The following is a 16,742-nucleotide window of genomic DNA, read 5'->3' as shown; positions in this document are numbered from 1 at the left end:
AAATATACCCAAAAATACATAGATTTCGCTGGCTATGTGCGACATGTGGCACAATCCAGGGCAAAAAAGCCACAAATATCCGCTCCTGCGTGTTTCAGGCGTGGTAAATTCAAATTTAGTGCCTTTACCCTGTTTTACACTCATATCGCCTATGGCTGCGCTTTGATGACTTTGGACTGATAATGCCGCTGCCCATCGGTCAGCCGCAGCAGGTACAAACCGGGCGCCCAACTGGCAGTGGAAAGCTGAGAGGTGGCGGTTTGCTGGGATACCAGTTGTCCGGCAGCATTGTAGATTTCAATCCGGGTATCGGTGCTGAGTTGAGCCGGTAGTTGCAAAAACAGCGAGCCGGTGGTTGGATTAGGGGCGACGTTCAGGTGCTGTGCCGGGTAGCTTTCTGGTGCATTTGTGAGTAGTTTCGTTTCCAGCCGCTCAATATTACCGGCTACACCAGCTACCCACAATCTGCTGACTGATGTATTCGTGGCAAAGTGAACATCAGTGATTTCCAGACTGATATCGTGTAGGCTGGACCAGCTGTCCCCAGCATCAGTGGTTTGGTAAACCCTGCCAACAATGGAAGTACCGCCGTAGAGATACCCCAGGGTGTCGTTTACAAGATCCACCCCTGCCCAACGGATATTTTGAGAAACCGAGCTGGATGCCCAGGTCAACCCGCCATCTACCGTTTTCCAGAGGTGGTCTGACAAATCCCGGTTCACAATCCAACCGGTATCCGGATTGATAAATGAGACCTCCAGAATATTTAAGCCATCCGGCAGATCAGCGGAGACTTCAGCCCAGTTGGCACCGCCGTCTGTTGTTTTGATCAGAGTACTCTGACTACCCACTGCATAGCCGGTTTGTTCGTCAGGAAAGTCGAAGCTGCGCAGGCGCTCTACGCCATCCACGGTCAGCTCTGCCCAGGTTGCACCATTGTCCTCCGTGCGGTAAATGACGCCCTCTCTCGCAACGACCATAATACTGTTCCCCACTTTTTCCAGACCATACTCCAGATTTCCCTCTGGGATTTCAAACAGCTCTTCCCAGGTCGCGCCTCCATCGGTAGTCCGCACAACGTACCGCCTGCCCGACAGCCAAACTTCCTGCTCGGAAATCACCAGAATTTGCTGAAGGCTGTTTTCTGTGCTAAAGCCCTGAAGGCTTGACGCTTCCCAAGTGTCGCCTCCATCGGAGGTCTTCAGGACGGAACTTCCGCCGACGGCCCAGCCATGGTCAATATCCCAAAATGCGATTTCCTGTAAACTTACCCGGAGGCCCGGAATCAGGTTTTGGTAGGCACCACCCGGCTCCGGCGAATAGTAAACGGAGCGATAGTTGCTGCCAATCCATGCCCGACCGTCCGGAAGGGCGTACAATCCATTATTGATGCTCCCGGTTAATGTCCTCGACCAGGTCTGCCCGCCATCTGTGGACTGGTAAATGCCCGTGTCAAAAGAGGTGGCCACAATAGACTGCCCGGCTTCATCTGTAAACATCATATCATCTGTGTAATTGCCAAAGGCATTATCGGCAATTTTTTCCCAGGTAAAGCCGCCATCTGAGGTTTGGTAAAAGTCTTCCCGGAGCGAGGCGTAGCCATTGAGCTCATCAATAAAGAGCGGCTCTACATATTCCTCCAGCTCCTCGGCAACCATCACCTGCGCCCAGGTTTGGCCACCGTCCTGCGTGATGAACAGCTGCCCATCCCGGTTGCCGACCCAGCCGTGGTTGCTGTCCAGAAAGAAGATATTGGAAATAAAGCCTACGTTTTCAGGGGTAATGTCGGTCCAGTCCCCGCCTCCATCTGCGGTTTTTAGGAGGGTCACATAATTGGCCACAAACAGCTCATCCGGCTGTAGCACATGCATAAAAAAGGTACTGCCAACGCCCTCCGGATCGGGCAGCTTTTCCCAACTCTGCCCGTCATCGGAAGAGCGCCAAAGGTCATTGCCCGCAATCCAGGTGGTGTAAGTGCCATCGCCATTGGGCACGGATGCAGCTTCCCGCTGCGTTCCAATGAAGTTTTCGCCAATGTAAGCCCAGGTCTCCCCAAAATCCTGGGTTTCCATAGCCAAACCATCTTCTCCGACCATGACGCCGAAGCCACCGGGGCTCATGGCTACATCCAGTACATCGCGGAGATCTTCAAAGGGGTGCTGCCTCACCCATTCCTGGGCAAAGAGGGGGATTAAGTTCAAGAATAAAACGAAGGTAATCAGGCGCTGTCGCATAGCATTTGGTTTTTTCCAAATGTCCGAACATTACTTCGGGCCTGCTTCATGGTTTTCTGCAGGAAAGCTTCTACCGGAATTCCAGTAGAAAAGCATCAGAGCGGTAGCGCAATACTTACGCTCGTTCCTTGTCCGGAGACAGTATCAATATCCAAATCGCCCTTCAGGTAGTCCACCCGGGAGGCTACGCTGCTCATCCCCAGGGAAGCTTGTTGCAGCGCCTGCTCCTTTTTTTCAGTTTCCGCTTTGACCCGCAGCGCGTTTAGGTTTTGCTCTACGGTGACGTTGGTCAGGCTGTCTTCCAATGCTTCGTAAGCTTCGAGATAAGCCAGGGCTTCGGCCGTGGCCCCGCATTCTTTCTTCCACTGATAGAGCCTATTCAGGGCACGGCCCCGGCGGTAGGGCACATGGGCTTCCCGGTAATAGCTGAGCGCCTGCTGCATCGCCTGTTCGGCAGCCCCCCGATTGCCCTGCTTGTAGTACAGCTTGGCCAGGTCTTCGTAGCACCAGCCGGTACGGTACGGGATGCCGGATTGCTCGAAGTACTGTATGGCTTTTTTCAACTGGGCTTCCACAGCGGCTTCTTCCTGCGTAGCGAACATGTAAAGGGCGATGTGTGCCGGTTGCTGCATGAGGGCTTCGTCGGGCTTTTGCTCCCGCTTGTAGTCATCCCAAAGCTGCTGGAACGCCCCCATTTTCTCAAACTGGCCGGTTTGGAAATAGTATTGCAGCAACTGAAAGAGCAGGTACCCCCGGTCTGAGCGTATGGGGCTGCTCTCCACTTGCTGATGCGCGAGGGTGGCATAGCGGTTGGCCTGAGCAGTATCCTGTTTTTCGCTGAAGAGTTGAAAAAGGCCAAGGTAGGCTTTCCATAGTTCTGCCGGACTGCCCGCCTCATGAAAAGCAGCTTCCGCCTTATTCCAGTAAAAATAGGCGCTGTCGGGCTGTGACAGGCGTTGATGAGAGAGAGCTAGGTTAGTGTACACGCTACCCGTGAGTTCCGTTAGGCCGGCTTGTTCTCCAAGGGCCGCTGCCTGATAATAATAGGCTAAAGCTTTCTGATATTGGCTTTTTTTATGGTACCAGCGCCCAATGATGATGATAGACTCTACTTCAGGGGTAGGCAATTTTAAGGCTCCGGCTACCTCGATGGCGCGTTGACAGTAAACAACCGTACTATCCGCCCCCTCTTCACTATAAATCCGGCACAAAGCACCCAGTACAGGCAGTTGTGCAGCTTCATCTTCTGTATTGGCCAGTACAGCCATCAGACTGTCGGCCAGGGAAGAACGGGCAGACAGTCCAACATGGGCAGACAAGCTTAATAGCAGCAATAAAATGCGCCACATATTTTTGGGATTTTTACGCCACATAAGGTACGGGCTTACCCCATGCCTACCAAGATTCTACGTCAGCAGATTGCCATTTTCATCCCATTCTGCCATTTCGTTGCGGGTATCGTGGTCGATACACTTTGACAGCCATTCCTCCTCTCCAGTGATGCCATGCTTTCGCAAAACTTCCTCGGGCGGGCCGTCCCAGAGGTTGGGGGCATTGCCTTTATAGCCCAGGTCCTTGATGCCTTCCTTGCTGGTAAAATAGCCGGTCGTGACCAGTCGCCGCAACAGATCGAAAAAAGCGACTTCCGGCTTCGGGACTTCGGCAGGGTCTTCGGGCAGATAGGCTATCTCCTCAATAATCGCCATTTGTTGCTCCTCCGTAAGCGCCATGAAATCGTTCTGATCAAACCGCTGCAGGGACGCCCGGCTCAGCCAGGCCAGCCCGCCACGCAGGGGCAGCTGAAAGTCAGGAAAGTCCAGCGTCATAAAATCAATGAAATCGGTAACGCCGGTGGCACTTGCTGCCGGGCCCTGTTCATCAGCAGGCAGGATGATGTCAGCCAGATGGTCCAGTATTTTCCGCTCGCTTTCGCTAAAAAAGGGGGCATTGGCATGTAGCCTGGCATCGCGCCGCAGCTCTTCAGGGATCCGGGTACCCTCGTAGGGGAATGGATTTTCAGCAGCTGTTTCGCCCGCCGGTGTGGTATCGGCTTCGCAGCCGGCAGCGGTGAATAGGGCAGACGTAGCGGCAGCCCCAATCAGTAAGCTTTTGATACTTTCTCGGCGGTCCATCAGAGATTCATTTTTTTGAGTTCGGAAATGATGTGGTCGCTGGTGCGCCAGGCGAGTGCCATAATCGTCCAGGTCGGGTTTTTGTCGGCCTGGGAAGGGAAGGTGGCAGCATCAGTGATGAAGAGATTAGGCACCTCATGCAATCGGCCGTAGCCATTCGTCACGGAAGTCTTCGGGTCGTCTCCCATACGGGCAGTACCTACCTCATGGATGATCTCGCCCGGCTTATTCAGCCCGTAGTCATTCGCTGCGGTCTTTTTACCAGACAGGATTTTTGCGCCCATATTGGTCAGGATTTCCTCAAAGGTGTCCTGCATGTGTCGGGCCTGACGTCGTTCGTAGTCCGTCCATCTGTAATGAAAGCGCAGGACCGGGATGCCCCACTCGTCGACTTTGCTGGGATCAATTTCACAGTAGTTGTCGTACTGCGCTACCGATTCGCCCCGCCCGGACATACCAACGAAAGCACCGTAGATGCGGCGGAGCTCCTCTTTATACTTTTTACCGTAGCCACCGGGGGTAATGCCCAGTGCCCGTTGTACCTCGGCCTGATTGAAGCCGTGCCCATACTTAGGCATACTTTGCCCGCCCCACACTTCGATGTGGTAACCGCGGGGGAAGTCTAGTTTTTTATTGTCTTCCCACCAGGGCGAATAAACGTGCATGCCCCCTACCCCGTCTTCGTTGTAGCGGTCGCGGTCCATCAGGGCCGGCAGGAAGCCGTACATACTGGAGCCGGTGGAGTCGTGGAGGTAGCGCCCGATTACCCCGCTGCCATTGCCCAGCCCCCCTTCTTTGGAGTTAAGCAAAATGCGGGCAGTAGAGCAAGCCGAGGCGGCCAGCACGATGACCTTGCCTTTAATCTGATACTCCTGCCGGTCAGCTTTATTGACGTAGCTAACGGCTTTGGCCTTGCCATCCGGGCCCGTTTCCACCGAACGCGCCATACAATTGACAAACAGGTCAATTTGCCCACCGGCTTTCTGGGCCGGGAAGATGAGGCAGGAGCCTGAGCTGAAGTCAGCATATACCATACAGGAGCGGCCGCATTGCCCGCAGTAAAAGCACAAACCGCGCTCTTTATTGATACGCTTGGTGAGCATCGACATACGGGAAGGGATGACGGTCACGCCAGATTTCCGTGCCCCTTTGATGTAGTACCACTCGTGCAGGCGTGGTTTAGGCGGGGGCAGGAAGAAGCCATCGGGGTCGTTGGGCAAACCTTCGTTGGTACCGAATACGCCGATCAGCTTATCGACTTTATCGTAGTAAGGCTTGACATCTTCATAGGAAATGGGCCAGTTGGCGCCCAGCCCGTCAATGTCCCTGCGGCGGAAATCATCCGGGCCAAAACGCAGGGAAATACGCCCCCAATGGTTGGTGCGCCCGCCCAGCATCCGGGAGCGGAACCAGCGAAAATCAGTACCCTCAGCCTGTGTATAGGGTTCCCCTTCGATTTCCCATCCGCCCCAGGCCATGTCAAAGTCGCCAAAGTCCCGCTGAGTGCTGGCGCCGCGGCGGGGGCTTTCGTAAGGCCAGCGCATTTGTGTTTTGGTGACCGGGTCGGCCGGGTCAAAGAAAGGCCCGGCTTCCACAATGGCTACAGACAAGCCCTGTTCCGCCAGCACCTTAGCCGTCATGCCGCCGCCGGCACCGGAGCCTACGATGACGGCATCGTAGGTTTTGGTAGGTTTCTTGATTTCCACGATTGAGTTTTGATTGGTCTCGTGCTAAAATTAGAAAAACTAAATACGGATAAGGCACTTCGAATGTCAAATCCATAATCTTTATCCGGCACCCAACTGTTTTTAGACTACTCTCGTCTGTAATCCAAAGTAAATCCATCAGACATGAACAAAACTATTTTTCTTAGCCTGTTGTCCGCCTTTATTTTCTGGCAATGCGATACCGCTTCCAACGAACCAGCTCCCTATCTCCCAGTGACCGCTGATATGGAACAAGCCGCTGACATGAACCAAACCCTAGGCTGGGACCTCTTTCATCAGGAGCAGCAAGCCTTACCGGAGGAGAACATCCTCATTTCGCCCTATAGCGTACAAACGGCGCTCTTCATGGCGCAAAATGGCGCACAGGGCAGCTCCCTGGGGCAAATGCTGGACCTCATGGATGGCAGCAACGTCAGCGTGGAAAGCCTGAATCAGGCCCACAAACAGCTCAATACCCTTCTCACCAATCCCGCCGACCACCCGGAAGTGACAGTTGCTAACAGCTATTTCTATGATGCAGAGCGTATTGACGTGGAGCAGGCCTTCCTGAACCCGCTAAGCGAATTTTATGCCGCTTCCTCTGAGAGCCTGGATTTCCGGCAGGAAGCGCAAAGCAAGCAAACCATCAACAACTGGGTATCGGAAAAGACCAATGGTAAAATTCCTGTCATCGTGGAAGAGATCACTTCCGAGGATGTGGCTTTTCTGATCAATGCCCTGTACTTCAAAGCAGACTGGCTGGCGGGCTTCCCGGAGGAGCTGACCTTTGACGGTACCTTCCAAACGGCAGCGGGCGGCACAACAGAAGTCCCCTTTGTCAATCAGGATGCCAGCTTCCTCACCGCTCAGGCGGATGGGTTGCACATGGTAGACCTCCCATTCAAGGATTCCACCTACAGCCTGACCCTCATTATGCCTGACCCGGAGCAGCCGGCTGCACAGTGGCCTACCTCGCTGACCAAAGACCGCTGGCTGGCGCTATACGATGCCATTCAGCCCGGCAGGGCGATTGTACAGTTCCCCAAACTGAATCTGGAATACGGCAACAACCTTGTCGGTTCCCTCCGCAGCCTGGGCATGGAGAATGCCTTTTCTCCTGCGCTGGCGGACTTTCAGCCCATGGGGAGTGCAACCAACGGGCAGAATATTTTCATCAAACAGATTGCTCACAAAGCAGTGCTGGAAGTAGATGAACAGGGCGCAGAAGGGGCTGCGGCAACGAGTATTGGCTTTGGCACGACCTCTCTCCCGCCCTTCTTCCGGTTTGACCAGCCCTTTGTTCTGGTCCTCCGGCATATAGAGACCAATACCATGTTGTTTACCGGGTATGTGGCGGACCCGTCAGTGGAGTAGACCGGCAACTACGGAAGCAGCGTGCCCGACTATTGACTCCAATGGTTGGGCACGCTGCATGTATGGAGGACCTGCTGGTGCTTTGTCAAGTTTTAAAAGCTGAGTGCCCGTAGATGAGTTAAAGGAGCTACGCCTCTGGCTGGGGATAACATGCGACTTCTCCGAAGTCGGTCTCCCGTGGTATTGCTAAGGTTAGAAAGGTGTAACTTCTCCGAAGTCTTGCAGCACTTACTGGCTTGGCTACGCGCTTCATTTGATACTTTACAGCGCATTAGTGTACTACGATTTTGCCTGTATTAACCAACTCTGCCCCCTGACTAATGACGTAAAAGTAGAAGCCACCGCTTAACCCACGGCGGTCCAATTGAAACTGCGGACCCCTAAATTGAGCTTCCCTGACCTTACGTCCCTCAACGGTGAACAGCTGAAAGGTAACAGGCTTATTTTCCAGCCCTTTCACCTCAAAGGTTGCGGACTGATAAAACGGGTTGGGATAGACCAGCACCTCCACAGTTGGCAAATGCAACGTGCCTATATCCACCACCACAAAATCTTCTCCGATAGTGTGCCAGGTGATATTGGTCGCAATAGGTGGATTGAAATCAAAAACGATTGAGGCCTGATTTTCAATAACGGTGCCGATTGGGAGATTGGGCTTTGGTTCGATTTCAAAGGCGACATAGCCCTGTGAACCCAGCCAGTTGACATTGCTATCCGGGAGCATTATTTGTTCGAATGTGAAGGTCAGCACCCCATCTTCACTCAAGTCCGCTTCATAGCTGTGGCTCCCCGCCCCCGGCTTAAAAGTACCGGGGTCAAGGTGGGGAGAAAGGATGTCTTGCAGCACGACCCTTCTTGCTGTATCTGTTCCTGTGTTCTGAAACTCAATAAAATACTCCAACGTCTCTCCATTGTTTATAAAGTGCGCTTCCTGATACCCTTTGGGCTCGGCTGACTTCTGATTGGGGTCATATGCGGCCACCACTTCCTTGCACAACAGGTCCACGAATAAATCGCTGTCATCGAGCGGGAACTGCCCTACAAACCCTGTACTCACGCTTTGATCGCCGCTCACACAGGCTTCCACGTGGGCGCTCGGCATGGAAAATCCGGGATGGAAAGGCACCTGAGGGCTTTCAATGCGGTAAAATGCACCAGTGCCGGGTAAGGCGATCTCTATCGAATCTCCGCTTTCCAGCGTGTAGGGCTCGATCATCATGATCACGTCATCCTCTACCACCAGGTAATTCAAAGCCTCCTGCATATTCCCGATGCCTACGTTTTTTAATTGGAGTTTTACTTCATCTCCTTCGCAGTAAGCGCTTGCCTGAATACTGGCTCCAGACCAGGAGGGGTCGACCGGCAGGCAGGTTGTATCCGGATAGATATGGGCTTCCGTGCAAAGGCTCTGCCCCAGCAGTTCTATATCACAGCCAACCATCAGGTTGACCGTAAAATTCCCACACTCCAGGGGGGCAACTGCTCCGACATCAAAGGTAAAAGTATCCTCATTTTGACTGAGCACCGGTATGGTAGCACCCAGGAACTCCAAATCTTCATCAATGCTCAAATCAACAGTAACGGTATTGGCAATTGCAGTACCCTGATTACAATACTGTACACTCAAGGTGGCTTCTTCACAAAGCCGGAAGCGGGATGCACTGGTATGGACTTCCATCAAAGGGCAGTCGCCAATGCTCTGAACCGGCATATCTACCCCAACAGTATCTCCAAATTGGGCCATTACAACAGGTATGCTCTCCTCGCAGGCCACCCAGAATGCAGAGGGAGTATTCACCTGTACCTCATACGTCCCGGTATCGACCCGAACCCGGTAAAACCCAAGCTCATCTACTGAGCTGTAGTAATTGCGGGCACTCCCCTGGGCTGTTACCACCCAGTTTTCAAACCCCATTTCGTCAGCTCCGGCCAGGCAATCCTCATTGAGGTCGTATTTGACAAACCCTTCGATGACATTGGTAATGGCGTTTCCGGCTGCGTCTGTTTTGATCAGGTACAATTCCGAGTATTCCGGGTTAAGGCTCTCTCCGCTGGCTGAGCCTACGATTATAAACCCGCCGTCCGGGGTGACTTTGAGGTCACTACCTGAATTCCGGCCAGGAAAGCTGTAGAATTCCTGCTCCCAAAGCTCATCGCCATTGCTATCGGTCCTTACCAGGCCTATTTTTGAAATGCCGTTCGGCTCGTACTTTTCATACAAATAAGCGAAACCGCCATCGTCTGTTTCGACCAGTCCTGTAACATAGCGCGAGGGCCATTCCTGAAGCCACAATTCTGTTCCGTCAGGAGCAATTTTGACCAGCCTGGTGAAGTCGCTGCCTTCCCCGATAAAAGCAATATTGCCATCGGCGGTAGTGGCCACAGCCCTTACATACAGCCCCTGATAGTCCTGGCTATTCCATTCTACGTTACCATTCTGATCCAGCTTCGCCATGTAGAAGGCGTTATTAAAGGCATTACGGGAACCCGCTACAAAGTAACCGCCATCAGGGGTAGCGGCCAGCTGGTAGTCAAATATCTCGAAAGACCCAAACAGCCCGGTGTACCATAGCTCATTGCCTGCCTCATCAATGCAAGCTACGTAGCCGGTAGTGGTGCTCGGATTCCCGATGCCCCCGGCAAAGGCATAATGCCCCGTGGTGCCTTGTACAATTGCCGAAACCCGCTGGTTTTGCTGAGCCGACCCATAGGTATATTGCCAGATGGTATTCCCGGCCCGGTCAAATTTGGAGATTCTTACATCATTGCTATCCGATGGAGCAGATGTGGATAAGTTATTGCCCGAAGCGAGCTGCCCATCCATAGTGGTGATGATATCGCCAGTTAGGAGCCCTCCCGAAACATCGATAGCTCCTGTTTCATAACCTTGCTTACTGACCGTCATCAGACGGGGAGAAGAATCGAAAAAGCTATGGATCAGGTAACTGCTGTCCGCTTCTACAAATACCTGGTTGCCAAAGGCACCAAATGCTCCGGGAAACACGCGCTCCCACCCCTGGGCCAGCCCGATAAACGGCACAACGAGCAACACCGTACTCACCACAACTCCATTAAACAGTCTGCATCCTTTCATTTTAGTAGCTTTTGTTGATTCCTTACAAAAGTGGCGCAGTTATCATCGGCAGACAAATACAATTTTTCTATTTTGCATCACATCATCCTCCTTATCTGGAATCATAAGCCCTATAAAACTTGTATTTCAATTTAGATTTCGCATCAAAAAGCTAATGGTCAGCAGCAAACTTTACGAATTATTTGATACCCTGCCCCGTCAGGATATCCGACAACTGAAAAAAGCCGTAGCCTCCCCATTCTTCAATCAGCGCCAGCATGTGGAAGCGTTACTGGACTACCTTACACATTGCAAGTTTGAGCGGAAAGTCCTCCCTGAAAGAGAGGAGGCGTTCGCCCGGCTGTTTCCGGAACGCCGGTTTGACGACCACAAATTGAGGTTGAGCATGAGCCTGCTGTTAAAAGTCATGGAGCAGTACCTGATCTACCAACAGGTTAATGCACAGGAAGTCAATGCACAGTTAGCGCTAGCCCGTGCCTACCGGGCGTTGAAACTACCCCGCCACTTCAAACAAAGCCTTACCAAGGCCCATCAGCTACAGAAAAACCGGGGGTTGCGACATGCCGAGTACTATCAGGATGCCTATGCGCTCCGACTGGAGGAATACCGATTTCATGCCTCGCAGCGCCGTATGGAAGACCTGCACCTACAGCCAGTTCAGGAAAATCTTGAAGCGGCATTCATTACGGCAAAACTCAGGCAGAGCTGTTTCGCCCTCTCGCACCGGGCCGTTTACAAAACAGAGTACGACTTGGGCATGCTACCTGAAATGCTTAGCTACATTAGACGAAGCAACATGCTTGACCTCCCTTCCGTTGCAGTATACTATTATTGCTACCTGGCACTGACTCAGCCTGAAGAACACCGCCACTTTGAAAAATTTAAGGCCCTAACCCTGGCTCATCAGGCGCTGTTCCCCAAAGATGAGCTTCGTGACTTATTCCTTTTGGCGACCAACTTCTGTATCCGCCAAATGAATAAAGGCGTCAAACGTTTCGCCAGAGAAGGGCTAAGCATTTACCGGGAAGGGTTGAGCAATCAGGTGCTGCTCCTGAACGGGCAGCTCTCCCGCTTCACCTACAGGAATATCGTGGCGAAGGCTATTGTAGCCCGGGAATTGGACTGGGCGGTGGATTTTGTCCATCAGTACAAAACCAAACTTGAAGCCCAATACCGTGAAAGCACCTTTTGCTTCAATCTGGCCTGGCTGGAGTACGAACGAAAACATTACGAACTGGCCCTCGACCTGATTAACCGCTCCGCATTTTCAGACCTTCTGCTAAACCTATCTGCAAAAACCATTGCAATGAAAATCTATTTTGAGCTTGGAGCTTACGAGCTACTCTACGCCCATCTGGAAGCTATGCGCAACTTCATCAACCGGAAGAAAATCATGACTTACCATAAAACCCATTACCTGAATATGATAAAATTCACTAAAAAACTATTAGACCTCCCCCCTGTCGCACCGCAGCAAAAAGCACGCCTAAAAGCCAATATACTGGGCTCTTCCGTAGTAGCCGAAAAGAACTGGCTGCTCTCTCAGCTGCCATAACGCTGAACGGCCACCGGAACGTTGCCAGATTTAAATCTTATTTTAGACCCGCTCAATTGGACTAACTTAAATCTCCAGGTATTATGAGAACTTTTGCCCTGACGTTGCTGCTTTTCAGTCTGCCCTTTGCCCTGAAAAGTCAATACGAGATGCCACATATCCTACCCCTGCAAAAACAGGGCGAACTGCGCGACCAATGGCTGCAACAACGCATGAAGACGGTACTGCCCGCCATTATGCAGCGTGAAAGCATCGACATGTGGATCCTCATCGCCCGGGAGTACAATGAAGACCCGGTACTTAAAACCATGCTGCCTTCCTTCTGGCTCTCGGCCCGCCGTACGACGATGCTGGTCATTTACGATACCGGCGACAGCCTGGAAACCCTCGCCTGCGCCCGCTATGATGTAGGCGAAGTGTTCAAAAAAGCCTGGGACAAGGAGGTGGAACCCGATCAATGGAAGCGGCTGGCCCAGCTGATTACGGAAAGAGGTCCGGCAAAAATCGCCGTCAACCGGTCGGAACACTTCGGCCTGGCAGATGGCTTGTCGGCCTACCACTACGATCAGCTGATGGCGCATCTGCCCGAAGCTTATCAGGAAAGGGTCGTCACCGGTGAACGACTGGCCCTAGGTTGGCTGGAAACCCGCACTTCAGAAGAGATGACGGTCTATCAGCAAGTCTGCCGTATTGCCCATGCCATTATTGCGGAGGGGCTTTCCGATCAGGTGATACAGCCCGGCGTGACTACGACCGATGATGTAGTGTGGTTCTACCGGGAGCGCATCCGGGAGCTGGGGCTGACCGCCTGGTTTCACCCCACAGTGGATGTGCAACGTGCCAATCCGGAGGACAACGGCTCCACCCGCAGCTTTGCTTCCCGCCCCGGAGAGACGGTCATTCAGCCCGGCGACCTGGTGCACTGCGACTTTGGGATCACCTACATGGGGCTGAATACGGATACACAACAGAATGCCTACGTTTTAAAACCCGGAGAGACCGATGCACCGGTTTTCCTCAAAGCAGCCCACAAGAAAGGCCTTCATCTCATGGATATTCTGACCAACGAATTTCAGGAAGGGCGGACTGGCAATGAAGTCCTTGCGGAGGCATTGAAAAAGGCCAAATACGCCGGGCTGAAACCCCAGATTTACACCCACCCCATCGGCTACCACGGGCATGGCGCGGGGTCAACTATCGGGCTTTGGGATCAGCAGGAGGGCGTGCCCCACAAGGGCGATTACCCGCTCTACCACAACACCGCCTACTCCATTGAATTGAATACCAAGGTGTACTTACCGGAGTGGAACAAGGAAATCCGCATGATGATGGAGGAAGATGCTTTCTTTGATGAGAACGGGGTGCGTTATATTGACGGGCGGCAGGAGGAGCTGTATTTGATCCCCCGGCAAATCAGGGAGTGATAAAATTGTATGCCTCCCAACTTTTTGACGCAAGCCAATTTCACCTCCCCTTTGATTAAGGTCATAGACTATCGGCCTTGAACATCGTCAATGTTTTCAGGATTTTGAGCTGTGCTAAATATGCTTACTACCCGGACACGTTTTAAATCTTCTTCTACCCGGTAAATGATCAGATAGGACCATTTTGGCACAAATCGGTACGTATGTTTTTGATTGGTCAGCCCCTGATGTTCCGGATGGCGGTTAGGAAAAGCATCCAGCTTGTCTATTTCATCCAAAAGGCCATTTTGAACATTACCGGCTCGGGCGACTGACCATTTTCTCCGAATGAAATCTATTTCTCTCTTGAGGTCATCGCGAGCTTCAAGCGTAATAATTACTCTGTACTTCCCTTTAGCCATGTGCTTGCTTCTTTACGGACCTCGCTTACGGTATAAGACATGCCTTGATCAGCCTGGGATTCTGCTCTGGCAACCTTAGCCTTCAATTCTTCCAGAGTTAGGGGTTCTCCTGCCTGATAGCCCATGGGGTGCTCCATATCCGTATCAAGTTCATGCTGATGGGCATACGCTTCTACCATCGCATAAATCACCTGCAAGAACCGTTCGTCTGCTTGTTCGATCCGATAATGCAATACATCTCTAATTTGCTGCGCTCCCATTGTATCAATGTTTGTTGGGGATCATAATTTTACGACCATAAATATAACGGTTTTATTGATCAATCAGTTCTTACCGGGCCAGGAGGGGCTGTATCTGACTCCCAGGTAAATAAGGGATTTTGGTCTTTCCTGCATTCGGAAAGGTAGCCCAATACATAAATCCCTGCATGCTGCATCAAGGGGCTTGCCCATACCTTCACCTTATGCTTTTACACTTTCGGAAGCAGCCTTTCGCTTACCGGCTCAAGGTCATACATCTCATAAGATTCGATACAGCTCATATCTTCGCTTTCGCCGTGGTCGTCTTTCCCCTGCTCTGTTTCAAGAAAGTTGTAAAGGGTTTCCTTTTTATCAAAAGTCACCCAAACGATCACAGTATTGCGCGCCCTGTCGACACCAACCTGCCGGGCAATAACACCGTCGAGTTTTTCATCCATTTTTTCACTGGGCGCTTTGGCAATTTGTACTAACTCGTCTAGCCGGCCTGGTTTTGCAGTTGATACGGACACGAACGTGTAGGATAGATTGTTCATCACTATTGTTGTTTCAATTAAAAATTATGTTTCCGATCTAAATTTACACTTTAATTTCATTTATGAAACTATTTTTATATATTTATTCAAAAATGAACTAAATGCAACCCATGGATTATTCATTACTGAAGGAAATCATCCAATACATGGAGGTGTTTCAAAAACAGGGAGAAGGGAGCAGGATAGAAGATTTCGTCATCTGGCTGAACAACCAACTTTTTACCGACCAAGCAGATGACCCGCATTCCGAGCATGACGAACTACTGATTGCCTTCAAGGTCATGTACCTGAATAAGGAACTGAAAAAGCAGGCCAAGTCTATTTTGTCCGTCTCAGGTATTTCTTCAATTGATGAATACAGCTTCTTGCTACATCTGGATTATCAGGACAGCTTCAGGAAAATGGAAATCGTGGAACTGCATAATCTGGAAGCTCCTACCGGCATAGAGATCATCAAGCGGCTGCTCAGGAATAAGCTGGTACTTGAATTTCCGGACGAACAAGACAAAAGAGCCAAAAGGATCAAAATAACCGAAGCAGGCAAGCAGGAACTAAGAGCTATCAAACCAAAGATGGATTCAATTTTCACCAAATTCACAGCGCCCCTGAGCCTGGGCGAGAAGATAAAGATCAGTGGAATTTTGGATCAGTTGATAAAGTGATGCGTTTTAAGCATTAAAAACCTCATCAATATCCCGCTGCATATCCTGCACCTCCGGATCGGTGGGCGCTGCGCCCTGATTGAGCATATCAGGCAGGTTATCCAATGACATCGGCCGGTCAGCTGAGGCTGTGGTTGCAGCAGGACTCTCCAGGGAAAGGACTTGCAGGGCTGTGCGCAGCACCTCCGGGTCATCCGTGCGCAGAATAGCCTGGATGAGTTGTAGTTTGAGTTTAGATAATGGTTCAGACATCTTTGCGCTGGTTTTCAACCCAAACACCTTAGGGCGCCAATCGTTCTATTTTCCACTTTTCTGCTTCCAAAGTATACTGGAAACGGTCGTGCAGGCGGTGCTTACGCCCTTGCCAAAACTCAAAAGTATCCGGCACGACCCGGTAACCGCCCCAAAATGAGGGCAGGGGCACTTCACCCTTCTTAAATTTTTGCTTTAGCTCTTCAAACTTGGACATCAGCATCTGCCGGGAAGAAATGGGCGCACTTTGGTTGGACACCCAGGCCCCCAGCTGACTGCCGTGAGGCCGGCTGAGAAAGTACTTTGCGGACTCGGCTGTGCTGACACGCTCCGCCCGCCCCATAATCTTCACCTGCCGCTCGAGGTCCAGCCACGGAAAGTGCAGGGCAACTTTTGCATTAGCGGCAATGTCCTTCGCCTTTTTGCTCTCATAATTCGTAAAGAATACAAAACCGGTGTTGTCGAAATACTTCAGCAGCACGGTGCGCAGGCTGGGCTGTCCATCGGGAGATACCGTAGCCAGAGACATGGCATTGGGCATATTGAGACCTGCTGACTCCGCTTGCTCAAACCAGGCTTCGAATTGTTGTACCGGGTCGGCCAGCAGTGTTTCTCTTGACAAGCCCGAAAGGGTGAACTCTTCCCGCATCATTGCTAAATCCATGGCATTTTGCGTTTGGTTTCAGCCCAAATGTAGTCCGCTCTGAGGGTACAGTCAATGAAGAAGGTCAGTGGTCTTCTGATTCGAGCAGGCGTTTAAACAAATGCATGATTTCACGCTCAACAGCCGTATACCGGTGGTCTGCCTCAAAGACTTCCCGCAGATCGCTCAGGAGTCGCTCACGGCCAGCCTGATCCGTCATAAATTTCTTCTGGTAGCCCAAAATGGTATTGATGCATTCGGAATCAGAGCATTCCTCATAAACCGCTTTTACCCGCCGGTAGCTGCGGTCGTCCAATCGTTGCTGGATCAGGGCTTCCTCCTCCGGGTCGATTTCGGCATCGACGGAGGCAGCGTATAACATCGCAAAAGCTGAGAATTCTTCGTAAGTCCAGTCGAGGTTCATCTGTACAGTTGGTTAGTTGTCGTTAAGATAGGCATTCTAAAGTAAGTA

Annotated in this window: 15 protein-coding genes; 4 read left to right on the top strand and 11 right to left on the bottom strand. The window is 51.6% G+C overall.

All coding sequences use genetic code 11. The features are described 5' to 3' along the window. Positions 1–149: 149 nt before the first annotated feature. The 4 genes from IX84_RS14415 to IX84_RS14400 all read right to left on the bottom strand — a co-directional run bounded on the left by IX84_RS14415 (position 150) and on the right by IX84_RS14400 (position 6,072). On the bottom strand, positions 150–2,234 hold the full coding sequence (locus IX84_RS14415) for a T9SS type A sorting domain-containing protein (protein WP_044222064.1): 2,085 nt from the start codon (positions 2,232–2,234) through the stop codon (positions 150–152). A gap of 95 nt (positions 2,235–2,329) precedes the next feature. Beyond that, positions 2,330–3,583: a tetratricopeptide repeat protein gene (locus tag IX84_RS14410; protein ID WP_044222059.1), complete on the bottom strand. Its 1,254-nt coding sequence runs from the start codon at positions 3,581–3,583 to the stop codon at positions 2,330–2,332. Positions 3,584–3,640: 57 nt separating this feature from the next. Beyond that, a complete protein-coding gene (locus tag IX84_RS14405) occupies positions 3,641–4,366 on the bottom strand; it encodes a gluconate 2-dehydrogenase subunit 3 family protein (RefSeq protein ID WP_044222056.1) in 726 nt (241 codons plus the stop codon). Next, positions 4,366–6,072 carry a GMC family oxidoreductase gene (locus tag IX84_RS14400; protein WP_044222053.1) on the bottom strand — a complete coding sequence of 569 codons (1,707 nt, stop codon included), beginning with the start codon at positions 6,070–6,072 and terminating at the stop codon, positions 4,366–4,368. The genes IX84_RS14405 and IX84_RS14400 overlap by 1 nt, the downstream gene beginning before the upstream one ends. Positions 6,073–6,216: 144 nt before the next feature. On the opposite strand from IX84_RS14400, the gene IX84_RS14395 reads away from it, so the two are divergent. Next, positions 6,217–7,446, top strand: coding sequence for a serpin family protein (locus tag IX84_RS14395; RefSeq protein WP_044222050.1), 1,230 nt, complete (start codon positions 6,217–6,219; stop codon positions 7,444–7,446). 271 nt (positions 7,447–7,717) lie between these two features. Here the strand turns inward: IX84_RS14395 and IX84_RS14390 are convergent, their stop codons facing one another. Further along, positions 7,718–10,540: a DUF7619 domain-containing protein gene (locus IX84_RS14390; protein ID WP_044222047.1), complete on the bottom strand. Its 2,823-nt coding sequence runs from the start codon at positions 10,538–10,540 to the stop codon at positions 7,718–7,720. 154 nt (positions 10,541–10,694) lie between these two features. Between IX84_RS14390 and IX84_RS14385 the strand changes: the two genes are divergently transcribed. Together IX84_RS14385 and IX84_RS14380 are read left to right on the top strand one after the other, a co-directional pair. Then, positions 10,695–12,095 (top strand): hypothetical protein, encoded by a 1,401-nt coding sequence (locus IX84_RS14385; RefSeq protein WP_044222044.1) that lies wholly within the window; start codon positions 10,695–10,697, stop codon positions 12,093–12,095. Positions 12,096–12,178: 83 nt separating this feature from the next. Further along, positions 12,179–13,519 carry a M24 family metallopeptidase gene (locus tag IX84_RS14380; RefSeq protein WP_044222041.1) on the top strand — a complete coding sequence of 447 codons (1,341 nt, stop codon included), beginning with the start codon at positions 12,179–12,181 and terminating at the stop codon, positions 13,517–13,519. A 68-nt stretch (positions 13,520–13,587) separates the two neighbouring features. On the opposite strand, the gene IX84_RS32135 is transcribed toward IX84_RS14380, so the two are convergent. The 3 genes from IX84_RS32135 to IX84_RS14365 form a co-directional block, all read right to left on the bottom strand. Further along, positions 13,588–13,920 carry a type II toxin-antitoxin system RelE/ParE family toxin gene (locus IX84_RS32135; protein ID WP_072013663.1) on the bottom strand — a complete coding sequence of 111 codons (333 nt, stop codon included), beginning with the start codon at positions 13,918–13,920 and terminating at the stop codon, positions 13,588–13,590. Next, positions 13,896–14,153 (bottom strand): hypothetical protein, encoded by a 258-nt coding sequence (locus tag IX84_RS14370; RefSeq protein WP_152605066.1) that lies wholly within the window; start codon positions 14,151–14,153, stop codon positions 13,896–13,898. Before IX84_RS14370 ends, IX84_RS32135 begins: the two co-directional genes overlap by 25 nt. Before the next feature lie 236 nt (positions 14,154–14,389). Next, positions 14,390–14,713 carry a hypothetical protein gene (locus tag IX84_RS14365; protein ID WP_044222033.1) on the bottom strand — a complete coding sequence of 108 codons (324 nt, stop codon included), beginning with the start codon at positions 14,711–14,713 and terminating at the stop codon, positions 14,390–14,392. A 110-nt stretch (positions 14,714–14,823) separates the two neighbouring features. Here IX84_RS14365 and IX84_RS31030 point away from each other — a divergent pair, with 110 nt between their 5' ends. Next, on the top strand, positions 14,824–15,375 hold the full coding sequence (locus IX84_RS31030) for a MarR family winged helix-turn-helix transcriptional regulator (protein ID WP_160213772.1): 552 nt from the start codon (positions 14,824–14,826) through the stop codon (positions 15,373–15,375). A 6-nt stretch (positions 15,376–15,381) separates the two neighbouring features. Here IX84_RS31030 and IX84_RS14355 read toward each other — a convergent pair whose 3' ends face one another. From IX84_RS14355 to IX84_RS14345, 3 genes are all read right to left on the bottom strand, one after another. Continuing rightward, entirely contained in the window at positions 15,382–15,627 is a 246-nt protein-coding gene (locus tag IX84_RS14355) for a hypothetical protein (RefSeq protein ID WP_044222030.1), read from the bottom strand. 28 nt (positions 15,628–15,655) lie between these two features. Then, entirely contained in the window at positions 15,656–16,291 is a 636-nt protein-coding gene (gene pdxH / locus IX84_RS14350; protein ID WP_044222025.1) for a pyridoxamine 5'-phosphate oxidase, read from the bottom strand. A 64-nt stretch (positions 16,292–16,355) separates the two neighbouring features. Further along, positions 16,356–16,694, bottom strand: a complete 339-nt coding sequence (locus tag IX84_RS14345) for a tellurite resistance TerB family protein (protein WP_044222022.1) — start codon at positions 16,692–16,694, stop codon at positions 16,356–16,358. Positions 16,695–16,742 lie beyond the last annotated feature (48 nt).

The organism is Phaeodactylibacter xiamenensis, assembly GCF_000759025.1.
In the GTDB taxonomy this organism is placed as follows: Bacteria; Bacteroidota; Bacteroidia; order Chitinophagales; family Saprospiraceae; genus Phaeodactylibacter; species Phaeodactylibacter xiamenensis.
This window is presented reverse-complemented; position numbering and strand designations above follow the sequence as displayed.